Raw genomic sequence first — 13,171 nt, 5'->3', positions numbered from 1 at the left:
ACGCACATTCTGTGATATAGTGTGGTAAAGTGATGCTGTGAAAAAAACAAAAATCCCGTCGCTAAACAAGGCGGGCAGCGCAGGAAAGGGGATCATAACAATGTATATTACATGTCTGGATGTAGAAGGAGTACTGGTACCAGAAATCTGGATCGCGTTTGCGGAGGCAAGCGGAATCCCGGAACTCAAAAAAACGACACGCGACGAGCCGGATTACGATAAACTGATGAGATGGAGACTTGGAATCTTAAAAGAGCATGGCCTTGGACTGAAAGAAATTCAGGCTACGATTGAAAAAATTGATCCGCTGCCGGGTGCAAAAGAGTTCCTTGACGAGCTGCGCACCTTCTCCCAGGTGATCCTGATCAGCGATACCTTCACGGAGTTTGCCGCGCCGCTGATGAAAAAACTGGGCTATCCGACGCTGTTCTGCAACTCTCTGGAAGTCGCAGACGACGGCGAGATCACAGGATTTAAAATGAGAGTCGAGCAGTCGAAGCTCACCACCGTAAAAGCACTGCAGTCCATCGGATTTGAGACGATCGCAAGCGGCGATTCCTACAATGACCTTGGCATGATTCAGGCAAGTAAGGCAGGCTTTCTGTTCCGCTCGACCGATAAAATCAAAGCCGACTATCCGCAGATCCCGGCGTATGAGACGTATGAGGAGCTGCTTGGCGCGATCAAAAAAGCAATGGATGAGAAGTAAACAAAAAAGGTGATTTCCGGCCGGAGGCTGCGACGAACGGTCAGGAAAACAGAAATATGGGGGTTTTATTACATGAGAAGAAGAATTCAGGTAGAAGCAGAAAAACCACAGTTCTGCGTCACAACAGGAATTACATTTGCACAGGCGGATGCCTGGTTTGGAAACACGGTGCAGGATTTGAAGCTGGATTTGATTTACCCGCGGGATAACACCAGAAAATACCCGTGTGTGGTATGGATTTGCGGAGGGGCCTGGATCCAGATGGACCGCTCGGCACATCTTGCCTATCTGTCCGTACTGGCACAGCAGGGATTCGTTGTTGCATCGGTAGAATACCGCACGAGTAATGAGGCAAAATTTCCGGCACCGCTGCAGGATGTGAAAGCAGGAATCCGTTATCTGCGTGCACATGCCGAACGTTTCAACATTGATCCGGACCGCATCGGTGTGATGGGAGAGTCTGCGGGCGGTTATCTGACCTGCATGGCAGCGCTTGCGACAGATCCCGTTTATGATGTGGGAGAAAATCTGGAATATTCCAGTGCCGTACAGGCCGCCTGCCCGTGGTACCCGCCGACCGATTTCCGCGGATTCCCGTACAGTGATCCGGAGCAGTGTGCGGCATCTCCGGAATCCCTTCTGATGGGCAAAAACGTGATGCGCCATCCGGAAGAAGCACTCGCGTGCTGTCCGGTCAGCTTCGTGACAAAAGCCGCACCGCCGTTTCTGATCATCCACGGAGAGGATGACCATACCGTTCCGTTCGGACAGGGAGAGGAACTGCACGACGAACTGGAAAAAGCGGGATGTGACGTCACACTGCTTTCGATCGAGGATGCCGACCACGCAGATCTTCGTTTCTTCCAGAAGGAAGTGTGGGACGAAATCTGTGCGTTCTTCCGCGCAAAACTGTAAAAGAAGCAAAAGCAGAGTGAAAGTCCAGGAGATTTTCGCTCTGTTTTTTGATTGTTTGGGAGAATCTGTGGTGCAGCATTTTTTGCAGGATAAAGTCTACCCATCGGAGTTCTTTCCGTGTATAATGAATACAGGAAAGATCACAATGTGAACAGGAAGGAGGCCGCCATGGGAAGATTTTTAAATCCGGGAAATGAAGCATTTTCGGAAGTCATTCATTCAGAAATCTATGTAGATAAAACACCGCTTCTGGAATATACCAACAGAGTGATCAGTACTACATCAAAATTTATCTGCAGCAGCCGTCCGAGGCGTTTCGGAAAGTCAATCACAGCGGAGATGCTGTCGGCATATTACAGCAAAGGCAGTGATTCCAGAGAACTGTTTGCGGACTATGCGATTCATAAGGCGGAGTCCTTTGAAAAACATCTGAACCAGTATGATGTGATTCATTTTGATGTCCAGTGGTGCATGATGGATGCCGGAAATGCGGATTGCGTTGTGGAATATATCAATAACGGAATTCTGCAGGAACTGAAGGAAAAATACGGAGAACTGATTCCGGATACTGTGAAGACGGTTTATGGGGCGATGTCCTATATTAAGGCTGCTGCGGGAAACAAATTTGTTGTCATCATCGATGAATGGGATGTACTGATCCGAGATGAAGCGCAGAACCATAAAGTGCAGGAAGAATATATTGATTTTTTAAGAGGCATGTTCAAAGGATCGGAACCGTCAAAATATATTGCACTGGCGTATCTGACAGGAATTCTGCCGATCAAGAAATTAAAGACACAGTCCGCCCTCAACAATTTCGAAGAATTCACCATGCTGGATGCAGGAAGAATGGCACCGTATGTTGGCTTTACAGAAGCGGAAGTGCATGATTTATGCGACCGGTACGGACAGAACTATGAACAGGTGAAATCATGGTATGATGGATATTCTCTGGAAGGGTATCAGGTATATAATCCCAAAGCCGTTGTCAGCCTGATGCTGAACGGAAAATATAAAAGCTACTGGTCCAATACCGGCAGCTATGAAGCAATCGTGCCACTGATTAACATGAATTTCGACGGACTGAGGGCAGCTATCATAGAAATGATGTCGGGGGCCGCCGTGGATGTGGATGTGACGTCTTTCCAGAATGATACTGTAAGCTTTGCCAACCGGGATGATATACTGACGTATTTGATCCATCTCGGATATCTGGCTTACGATCAGGACAGGCAGCAGGTTTTTATTCCGAATGAGGAAATCAGACATGAACTAAACAATGCGGTGAAACGCAACAAATGGAATGAAATGATTACTTTTCAGAAGGAATCCACAGATCTGCTGGATGCAACCCTGGATATGGATGAAAAAGCGGTAGCGGATGGCGTAGAGAGAATTCATCAGGAGTACAGTTCGGTGATCCAATATAATGATGAAAATTCCCTGAGCAGCGTGCTTACGATAGCATATTTAAGCTCTATGCAGTATTATTTCAAACCGATAAGAGAGCTGCCGGCTGGGCGCGGTTTTGCAGATTTTGTTTATCTTCCGAAACCGGAATACAAAACAAGTTATCCGGCGCTGCTGGTAGAACTTAAGTGGAACAAAAGCACAGATACAGCTATGGAACAGATCCGGGACAAAAAATATCCGGATTCTATTCTGGAATACACAGGAGATCTTCTTCTTGTGGGGATCAACTATAATAAAAGGACGAAAGAACATGAATGCAGGATTGAAAAGATAAAAAAATAGAAAACAAAATGCAGAGAAGAAAAACGTCATACTATGGATGAGGGATTCATGGTATGACGTTTTTGCAAACATTTGAGTCGATCCGAAACAGGAATGAACGATTAGATTTTAGGAATTTTTTTCAAAAAAGTCCTTGATCGGTAGCAACTCCCGGGTGATAAACTAAAGCTACAAAGACAGGGAAATAACAAAATATCACACATCAAAATAAAACAGGGAGGTTATGATGATGAATTTTACATTAAGCAATCAGGTGCAGATCCCGGCAGTGGGAATCGGAACTTTTATGATGACACCGGATCAGGCAGAGCAGGCGGTTGTGGACGCATTAGCATGCGGATACCGCATGATTGATACTGCACAGGCTTATATGAACGAGCGTGCAGTTGGGCGCGGAATTAAAAGATCCGGTGTGGCAAGAGAGGACATTTTCATCTCGACCAAAATCTGGGCGAGCCAGTATCTGACAGAAGGAACGGTAGAAAAGAGCCTGGAACTGCTTGGAACCGACTACATCGATCTGATGTTTATCCATCAGCCGGCAGGCGACTTCATGGCAGGCTACCGCAAACTGGAAAAAGCGTACAAAGAGGGCAAAATCAAAGCTATCGGTATTTCCAATTTCCAGGGTGAAAAGTTGAAAAAACTGCTGGAAGAGTGCGAAATCAAACCGCATGTGATCCAGATGGAAGCGCATCCGTATTACCGCGATGAGGAGACTATTTCCGCACTTGCTCCGTGCGGCTGCCGTGTGATGGCATGGTATCCGTTGGGACACGGTGATCATGCACTGCTTGAGGAGCCGATTGTCAAAGAACTTGCGGAAAAATATGAAAAGAGCACCGCGCAGGTGATCTTAAGATGGCACACCCAGGTTGGAAATATCGTCATCCCGGGTTCTACGAATCCGGAGCACATCAAGGCAAACCTCGATATCTTCGGTTTCAAACTGACCGACGAAGAGATGAAGAAAATGGAAGGCCTGAATAAAAACGTGCGTTACTATTACCCGGATGAGGAAAAACTGGCAGCATATGCGAAGATGAAGATCGATTTGGACAGCCAGAAATAAAATAAATACGGCCTGCCAAAGATGGAAGAACATGTGTTTACTGCATTTATCTGATAAGAAAGGGAAACAAAAATGGAATATAAAGTATTGACAAATGGTATAAAAATGCCGATGGAGGGTTTTGGGGTTTTTCAGGTAAGAGATAAAGAAGAGTGCAAAGAATCTGTATTAAATGCCATCCGGGCGGGCTATCGTCTGATCGACACGGCGGCTTCTTATACAAATGAAGATGCCGTTGGGGAAGCCGTCCGTGAGGCGATTGCAGAAGGAATCTGCACCCGCGAAGAACTGTTCATCACATCCAAGATGTGGGTTCAGGATATGCAGAATTATGAAATGGCAAAGAAAGCCATCGATCATTCGATTGAGACGCTTGGCGTGGAATATCTTGATCTTTATTTGCTGCACCAGGCAATGAAAGATTATTTCAGTGCATGGCGTGCTATGGAGGATGCGTACAAAGAAGGAAAGTTAAGAGCCATCGGTGTTTCCAATTTTTATCCTCATGTGCTGGCCAACTTCTGCGAAACAGTAGCAATCCGTCCTATGGTAAATCAGATTGAAATGCACCCGTACTTCACGCAGGAGCCGGCGTTAAAAGTTATGGAAGAGTATCAGATTGTGCCAGAGGCATGGGCACCGCTCGGTGGAGGCCGTCACAATCCGTTTGAAAACGAGATGGTAAAAGAAATCGCTGACGTACACGGAAAGACCGTAGGACAGATTGTTCTGCGCTGGAATGTACAGCGCGGCGTTGTGGTCATTCCGAAATCGGTTCACAAGGCGAGAATCGAAGAGAATTTTCAGATCTGGGATTTTACACTGACCGAAGAAGAAATGCAGAGAATCAGCTCACTGGATCTCGGCTATCAGGGAACTGCGGTAAAACATTTTGATCCGGAATTTGTTAAAATGTGTAATACCAGAAAAATCCACGAATAAAGCAGGGCGGTTCGTTTTCCGACTGCGGTAAGATCGTTTCCGCACAGGCAGACGTTGCGTTCCTGGACCCTTTGGGTCAGAAATAAAAGTCAAAAATAAGAAAGGCCAGAAACGCTGTGTATCGTTTGCTTCTGGCTTTTTTTTCTTGATAAAAAACGTTTCACGTACGAAACACCTGTACCGATATCTTCGTCACATATTCTTTCACAGACGCCGTTGCCAGTTCGTCGATCACTGCTTCTTTGTAGGAATACTGGCCCGTCGAAAAATGGTTCTGGTCGATCCAGTCGAAGAGGGTTTTGTAGGTGTCTTTTGAATCATAATAATCGCCCATCAGATACGCGACCGCGTAATCCCCGGCGGGTTTGATATGGAAGGGATAGTGTTCCGGTTTTTGAATGACCTTTGTAAAAAAGTAAGCATACGTATCCAGATGATTTGTTCTAAGATCTGCGACATCAAGCATGGCTCCGTAAGGATGTCCGGCGTTCTTGTCCAGCTGATGGTGGACGGAGAAAAAGACAAAGCCGGAGAAATGAAAGACTTTCTGCAGAAACTCGGAATCCGCACGACACTGGCCGAGATGGGAGCGCCGACCGGGCGGGAGGCACTGTCTGCCGTACTGAAAGAAACCGTAACCGGTCCGGATATGGAACACATTCCATACGAGGTGACGGAAGACATGATCTACGAGGCTATGTGTCAGGTGGAAGCATTATAGAACTGTCCACGCAGCAGGGAAAACACCTGCTGTCTCGACACGTAAGAAAGTGATGCGCGCTTTATCATAAACATGAGGAGAGAAAAAATGGAAAAATCACATATAACCACCGGGAATCTTTTAAAGTTTCTGCTGGGTTCTGCGTTCGGTATTCTGATGTTTCTCGTACCGATCCCACAGGGAGAATCGTTTACGACGCTGCTCGATTTTCTGAAGAGCTGGATCAAAGGACTCTTCGGAGGCAGGCTGTCATACCTGATTATGGTGATCCTGATTGTGTCAGCGATTATGAGTCTTTATGACTATATTGCCAAGCCGGACTGGATCCGGAAGAACCACTATCTGTGCAGAGCGTTTTCTACAACTCCGCTGTATCTGGTATCCAAAATTGTCGGAGCCATTTTTACGGTACTGATCGTATTTAAAATCGGACCGGAGCAGATCATTTCCGCAGATACCGGCGGAACCATGGTGGATCTTTGCGGAACGTTGTTCAGCATTGTCATTGCATTCAGCTTTATTATGCCATTTCTGACCGACTGCGGAATTATGGAATTTTTAGGAGTCCTTGCAAGACCGGTTGTCCGTCTGCTGTTCCATGTGCCGGGAAGAGCCTCGGTGGATCTGATTGCATCCTGGTTCGGCGCATCGAATGCAGCTGTCATTCTGACCCGGGAACAGTATATGAAAGGATATTATACAAAAAGAGAAGCCGGATACTACTTAAATGCCCTCGGTGTTCCGGAAGCCTTCGCGGCAGCACCGGCAACTCTCGTTGGATTTACCGATATGTTTATCCCGGCGCTTCTGTCGGTTGGACTTGTATCCGTAAAGACAAAATTTGTCATCGGTGTTTTATCCCTGATTCAGATCATCTATCTGACCGAGGTCGGAACGATTATTATCAAAAGTGAAATTCCACTGAATTTCTGGAAACTGCTGGTGATCTTTCTGGAGAGAACCATCATTGCCATTCCGCTGATCGTATTGTTTGCAAATATGATCGGGCTGTAAATACAGGAAAATACAAGATCCCTGATTTGGCACTTTTGTGCTGAATCGGGGATTTTTTGGCGTAAAAACGCAGGTAAAGGATTCGTAGATTGACAAAACAGCCTATTTTCGCCTATTCTGAGACTGTAAAAACGCTCCGCTGGGCAACATGAGGCGGTGCGGGAACAGCAGGAGGAAGGGACACGACGTGGAAGCGAAAGAGTTCGGGCGGTTTATTGCCGGAATGCGAAAAGAGAAAAAGATGACGCAGGCAGAGCTTGCGGAAAAGATTCATGTGACGGATAAAGCCGTCAGCCGGTGGGAGCGGGGACTTGGCTTTCCCGATATCCAGACGATTGAGCCGCTGGCTCAGGCACTTGGGATTTCTGTGCTGGAACTGATGCGCTCCGAACGGCAGGAGAAGGCGAAGGAAGAGGCAACGCCGGAAATTCAGTATACTCAGAAGGAGGTGGCCGAAATGCTGCAGAACGCAGGTGACATTTCAAGGCAGCAGAAAAAACAGGACCGGAACGCAAACGTGATCGCGGGATTTCTGGTGATCGGTGTGGCAGCGGCAGCGTGGGCGGCAAAGATCGTAAACGTGGGCGGCGGCCTGATTCTAGGCGGTCTGGTGGCAGCAGCGTTTGTATCGCTGTGGTATTTCTTCCAGAACCTCGATGATGAAGAAAGCCGGAAAGTCTATGGGTCAGCATCCATTCTGTCTATCGGCATTCTGGCATCCCTGGTAAATTTCGTCTGGGGCGATCAGCTGGCAGAATTCATTCCCGGCGGTCTGGAACGAAAAGAGCAGATCTTCTGGACCCTGTGGTATCTGTTTGTTCTGGCAATGATGATGATCGGAACCATTCGATGTATCCGCCGGCAGAGACAGAAAAAAGAAAAGAAATACAAAACCGTTCTTTTCACGGCAATTATGGCGACGATCATGTTTGTAACACTGTGGCAGTATCAGAACACCATGCAGAACCGGTACAAAAACACAGGAATCTGGAGGGGCGCACAGCAGTACGCCGAGGTGCTGCTGAAAAGAAACAAAAACCTCGAAAACGACTGGCTGATCGGCGATGAGTCCTGGCGCGAAGGAAACAAAAATACTTTCGAAATTCGCCTTACCTATTACGCTGATGCCGATGACTCAAAAGAGGGACGTGAAAGCGAATATCAGTACAAGATTCATTTTGATGATGTTGACGGCTACGTCATCAAATCAGAAGGCGTACCAGAGAAAGAGATTGTTTTCCCGGAAAATAAATAAGAAGTGAGAAACGGGATTCCATTCTTGCGCCTCCCACAGAAAAAGACTATACTCATAGTATCAGCATGTACGCTCGGAATCTTTCTGCACTTGCTTTTGCGACTGGCGGTTGGAATCAGTTATGATAAAGAAACAAAAGAACATGCCTGTAAAATAGAAGTATTGTGATGATTTGCAAGCTGTGGAAAAGGGATATCGTGTGTGTGAACGGAGAAAAGCAAGTAAAAATAGTAATCTTTACTATTTTTACTTGCTTTTTCCTTGCTTTTTCCTCCATCATAGGATAATATAAAAATATACGGTTCGGAGCAGGTTCCGGGCAGGAAAAAACAAGATGGAAAGGATATGGATTTTTATGAAAATTACAGAGGATATTATCTACGCGGGAGTTAACGATCATCAGGTAGACCTGTTTGAAGGTCAGTACAAAGTGCCGAACGGCATGGCATATAATTCTTACGTAATTCTCGATGAAAAAACGGCAGTTATGGATACCGTAGATGCAAACTTTGCGGATGAATGGCTGGCAAATGTTGCGAAAGCACTGGATGGCAGAAAACCGGATTACCTGATCGTACAGCATATGGAGCCGGATCACTCTGCGAATATTGAAAACTTCGTAAAAGCATATCCGGAAGCAACCGTTGTTGCAAACACAAAAACCTTTGCCATGATGAAAAACTTTTTCCCAAAGATGGATCTCGCCGGAAGGAAACTGGAAGTAAAGGACGGTGAGTCCCTTACGCTCGGAAAACACGTTCTGACCTTCGTGTTCGCTCCGATGGTACACTGGCCGGAGGTTATGGTTACATACGACAGCACGGACAAGGTTCTGTTCGCAGCAGACGGTTTTGGAAAATTCGGTGCACTCGACCGCGAGGAACCATGGGATGACGAAGCACGCCGTTATTTTATCGGTATTGTCGGAAAATACGGTTTGCAGGTACAGAAGCTCCTGAAAGTAGCAGGTACGCTGGATATCCGGAAAATCTGTTCCCTGCACGGTCCGGTTCTGACGGAAAATCTTGGCCACTACATTGAAAAATACGATATCTGGTCTTCCTACCGCCCGGAAGAAGAAGGTGTTGTGGTTGCCTATACTTCTGTTTACGGCAATACAAAAAAAGCTGCCGAATTGCTTGCAGATAAGCTGAAAGAAAAAGGATGCCCGAAGGTCGTTGTTTACGATCTGGCAAGAGACGATATGTCTGCTGCCGTAGCGGATGCTTTCCGTTACAGTAAGCTGGTTCTCGCAACCCTGACCTACAATGCAGGCATTTACCCGTTCATGCAGGATTTCATCAACCGTCTGACAGAGCGCAGCTTCCAGAACCGCACCATCGGTCTGATCGAAAACGGAAGCTGGGCACCGACCGCAGCGAAAGTGATGAAAGGTATGTTTGAGAAGAGCAAAAATATCACCTGGACAGAGAATAATGTAAAAGTAATGTCCGCTGTGAAGGAAGAGAACGTAAAAGAGATCGAGGCACTGGCCGAGGAACTCTGCAAATAAGAAATTAAGAAGAGAAGAAAGAATATGGGAAAAATGCTCCGCTGGACTTTGCGAAAGGCAAAGACAGCGGAGTCTTTCGTTCTACTCTTTTGGAAAGAAGATTCTGTGGAGTTCCGGAGGGAGCAGGATCGCCCTGCGGTGGGTCAAAAAAAGCCGGGGGTTGAATTTTGCGAAAGCCTGCGGCCGCCTCTTTGTAAGTGAGACTGCATCAGGTTTCTGATCTTTCGATTTTAATGTCATAATATTCTGAAAATAATAAAATACAAAATAAATTAAAAGAAAGTATTGACAAAACAGAGAAGATGAGTTAATATAAGATCAACAAAAGAAAAGAGAACAAAAATAAAAACAAGAAAGAAACATCAAGACGAAAAAGAAACATCAAAACGAAATCTAAGAAAGTAAGAGGTACAGTCCAATGGCATAGTTAATCTGAACATCAAAAAAATCTCTGAAGAGTTTACATATAGAACCTAAAGGAGATGATTCCAATGAAAGGCAGAGGCCCATAGGGAAAAAATAAAAACAAAAAAATTCAGGAGGTATGGTCCAAAAGGAACATAACGAAATACCCCGAAATCAATGAAAGCAGCAGGTGTATAAAATGAAATTACTGGAAATTCATTAAAAGCCCGGTCGAGAGAAAAAAGAATCGATCGGGCTTAAACTATGTCTGCTGAAAAATCTGTTTGACTGCCCTGCGGTCTGCGCGAGCCGTGAAAGCAGAAAAGACGCTACAGCCCCGAAAGAAACGAGAGCATACAGCGTCCTTTTTCTTTCAAGAATCAGTGTAATACTTGTACGCATGTGTTTACGAGTTGTTTTTTGCAAAAACGATTCTTTTTCAGATGTCTGGTTTTGGCAAGGTAAGTATGGTAGAATAAGAAACGGAAAATGGATAGGAGGATAAGAATCTATGTATTACGTACCAGACGGAACCAAAACATGTGGTTATTATGAATGCAAGAAATGCGGCAACCGCTTTTTATCCCTTCAGACGATGGAAAAAATTCCATGCCCGGACTGCGAGGCAGAGGTGGATTATGAGATCGGACCTGGCGAATCTTTGGAGGATGTGCTGGATACCGCAGTGCTGCTGCAAAGAATTGAGGGCGAAGAGGAAGTGGAAAAGATGGATGCACTCTTAAGTCTTGCGATTACCGGCGGAGATTTTGACTGGATCTGATATACCGGAGTCTTTTTCAAACAGGCGCCGGACAGGTGGCGGATATTTGATGAAAGCAAAGTCTGGCGTTCGCTCTGAATTTTCACAGAATTTTGCCGGAGTTTTTCCGCGATTTTAAAAGAAAACAAAGAAATTTCAAAGGTTCATGAGAAAAATGTTCAGAAATGACTGAAAAAATATCGGCAAAATTGTATAAAATTGACAGAACTGACGCAAAAGACCGGAAATCATCGAAAAATTTAAGGATTGACAAAAAGCGGGAATTCCGTTAGAATGTGCCTATGTTGAAAAACAGCAGAGCAATGGAACAAAATAAAGACAACGCAACGGAGCGGTTCTGAAAAAAGAATCTCTCCGTTTTTTTATTTCTTCCCTTTCTCCCAGGTTTAAATTTCTCCCGGAAAACACTCTCAGGAAACCAGAAAATGATCTGTCTGTTTTTCAAGATAAACTCCATATAAGTAATGGATTCGCGAAGGCGCGGTACGAAGGGAAAGCTTCGTGCCGCGTTTTTCAATCCAAAGGAGAAACGTCAGTAAAGAGTTCGCAACGGGGCGATCTGGAAGGAAGACTTCCAGGTCGTTTTTTGTTATCAAAGGTATCAGGGACTGCTTCTGAAAACCAGATTTGATTTTGTCAGAAACAGGACAGAAAAAATGCAGAACCGGAAAGGAGAAAGTCCGATGGAAAACACAAATGTTTTATTCGACCGAAAGCGTCTGATCCGGCTGATCGTTCCCTTGATTGTGGAACAGGTGCTGGCCGTTACCGTCGGTATGGCAGATATGGTGATGGTATCCGGGGCCGGTGAAACGGCTGTTTCCGGAATCTCACTTGTCAATACGATCTGCGTACTGTTGATCGTGATTTTCACATCGATGGCAAGCGGCGGTTCCGTTGTTGGAGCACAGTTCCTCGGAAGCGGGGATAAGAAAACAGCGTGTCACGCAGCCGAACAGCTCGTGATGATCTGCGGACTGATTGCACTTGTTATCTGCGGCATTTCCTTTTTCGGAAACCGCTGGATTCTCCGTGTGGTCTACGGATCGGCGGAAGAGCAGGTTATGGCCTATGCGGTGGAATACTTCTTCATTACATCGCTTTCGTTCCCGTTCCTTGGCATCTACAATGCCGGGGCAGCGCTTTTCCGGGTTATGGGAAACTCAAACATTTCAATGGTTACTTCCATCGTGATGAATGCGCTGAATATCATCGGAAATGCCGTTTTTGTTTTCGGCTTTGACATGGGAGTTGCAGGCGTGGCACTTTCCACTCTGATTTCCAGAGCATTTGCCAGTGTTGTGATTCTTGTACTGCTGCATCAGGAAAAATACGAGATCCACTGTACGAAATGGTTCCTGGCCGGATGGGACAAGGAGATGCTGAAAAAGATCTTTTTCATCGGTGTTCCGCAGGCGTTGGAAAACAGTATGTTCCAGATCGGAAAGCTGCTGACCCAGAGCATGATTGCCGGATTTGGAACAGCATCGATCGCAGCAAATGCCTGTGCAATGACCGTGGAACAGCTTGCTTTTATGCCGGGATCGGCGATGGGACTTGCCATGACAACCGTGGTTGGCCAGTGTGTCGGAGCGGGAGATTATAAGCAGGCGAGAAGCTATACAAAGAAGCTGATCACAGGAGCCTACGCATTCCTTTGGATTCTGAATATCCTGCTTCTGGCAGCAGCACCACTGTTCGCCGGAGCATATAACCTTTCCGATGGCGCTTACCGGATGGCAGTGATTGTGATCCGATACCACAGCATCTGCTGTATGATGATCTGGCCGCTGGCCTTTACCCTTCCGAACACGATGCGTTCTGCCGGCGATGCCAAGTTTACGATGACGGTCAGCATCCTGTCCATGTGGTTCGTTCGAATTGCACTGGCGTATCTGATCGGTGTTTCCCTCCATGTGGGACTCCTTGGTGTCTGGATTGCACAGACCCTCGACTGGGTAGTCCGTGCAGGATTTTACATTGTCCGGTATCTCGGTCATAAATGGGAAAATAAATCCGTTGTAAGGCAACAGGAAAAGGAAATTCTTACAGAATAAAAACAGAAGAATCAACTTGTCGGCATACTGGA

General features: G+C 46.0%; 12 protein-coding genes. 11 read left to right on the top strand and 1 reads right to left on the bottom strand.

Annotated elements, in window-relative coordinates; genetic code table 11:
* The first annotated feature begins 100 nt into the window (after positions 1-100).
* The 5 genes from thrH (at position 101) to DW769_RS05865 (ending at position 5,393) form a co-directional block, all read left to right on the top strand.
* Positions 101-709 (top strand): bifunctional phosphoserine phosphatase/homoserine phosphotransferase ThrH, encoded by a 609-nt coding sequence (gene thrH / locus DW769_RS05885; RefSeq protein WP_055221182.1) that lies wholly within the window; start codon positions 101-103, stop codon positions 707-709.
* Between the two features lie 72 nt (positions 710-781).
* The gene (locus DW769_RS05880; RefSeq protein ID WP_118750098.1) at positions 782-1,624 is read left to right on the top strand and encodes an alpha/beta hydrolase; all 843 of its coding nucleotides are present in this window, start codon (positions 782-784) and stop codon (positions 1,622-1,624) included.
* A gap of 168 nt (positions 1,625-1,792) precedes the next feature.
* Positions 1,793-3,379 (top strand): AAA family ATPase, encoded by a 1,587-nt coding sequence (locus DW769_RS05875; RefSeq protein WP_117510976.1) that lies wholly within the window; start codon positions 1,793-1,795, stop codon positions 3,377-3,379.
* A gap of 229 nt (positions 3,380-3,608) precedes the next feature.
* Positions 3,609-4,451 carry an aldo/keto reductase gene (locus DW769_RS05870; RefSeq protein ID WP_330425653.1) on the top strand — a complete coding sequence of 281 codons (843 nt, stop codon included), beginning with the start codon at positions 3,609-3,611 and terminating at the stop codon, positions 4,449-4,451.
* A gap of 72 nt (positions 4,452-4,523) precedes the next feature.
* Complete coding sequence (locus DW769_RS05865) at positions 4,524-5,393, top strand: aldo/keto reductase (protein ID WP_118750096.1); 870 nt, start codon at positions 4,524-4,526, stop codon at positions 5,391-5,393.
* A gap of 160 nt (positions 5,394-5,553) precedes the next feature.
* Here DW769_RS05865 and DW769_RS05860 read toward each other — a convergent pair whose 3' ends face one another.
* Entirely contained in the window at positions 5,554-5,859 is a 306-nt protein-coding gene (locus tag DW769_RS05860) for a GyrI-like domain-containing protein (RefSeq protein WP_118750095.1), read from the bottom strand.
* Positions 5,860-5,871: 12 nt separating this feature from the next.
* Here DW769_RS05860 and DW769_RS05855 point away from each other — a divergent pair, with 12 nt between their 5' ends.
* From DW769_RS05855 to DW769_RS05830, 6 genes are all read left to right on the top strand, one after another.
* Positions 5,872-6,114 (top strand): hypothetical protein, encoded by a 243-nt coding sequence (locus tag DW769_RS05855; protein ID WP_118750094.1) that lies wholly within the window; start codon positions 5,872-5,874, stop codon positions 6,112-6,114.
* 87 nt (positions 6,115-6,201) lie between these two features.
* Positions 6,202-7,128 carry a YjiH family protein gene (locus DW769_RS05850; protein WP_243105420.1) on the top strand — a complete coding sequence of 309 codons (927 nt, stop codon included), beginning with the start codon at positions 6,202-6,204 and terminating at the stop codon, positions 7,126-7,128.
* A 187-nt stretch (positions 7,129-7,315) separates the two neighbouring features.
* Positions 7,316-8,383, top strand: a complete 1,068-nt coding sequence (locus tag DW769_RS05845; RefSeq protein ID WP_118697313.1) for a helix-turn-helix domain-containing protein — start codon at positions 7,316-7,318, stop codon at positions 8,381-8,383.
* A gap of 355 nt (positions 8,384-8,738) precedes the next feature.
* Positions 8,739-9,896: an FprA family A-type flavoprotein gene (locus tag DW769_RS05840; RefSeq protein ID WP_118640593.1), complete on the top strand. Its 1,158-nt coding sequence runs from the start codon at positions 8,739-8,741 to the stop codon at positions 9,894-9,896.
* Between the two features lie 916 nt (positions 9,897-10,812).
* Entirely contained in the window at positions 10,813-11,082 is a 270-nt protein-coding gene (locus tag DW769_RS05835) for a hypothetical protein (protein ID WP_022462435.1), read from the top strand.
* Positions 11,083-11,765: 683 nt separating this feature from the next.
* Positions 11,766-13,139, top strand: coding sequence for an MATE family efflux transporter (locus tag DW769_RS05830; RefSeq protein WP_118697341.1), 1,374 nt, complete (start codon positions 11,766-11,768; stop codon positions 13,137-13,139).
* The last annotated feature ends 32 nt before the right edge of the window (positions 13,140-13,171 follow it).

This window comes from Blautia sp. AM29-29 (genome assembly GCF_003480555.1).
GTDB classification, from domain to species: Bacteria; Bacillota; Clostridia; order Lachnospirales; family Lachnospiraceae; genus Fusicatenibacter; species Fusicatenibacter saccharivorans.
This window is presented reverse-complemented; position numbering and strand designations above follow the sequence as displayed.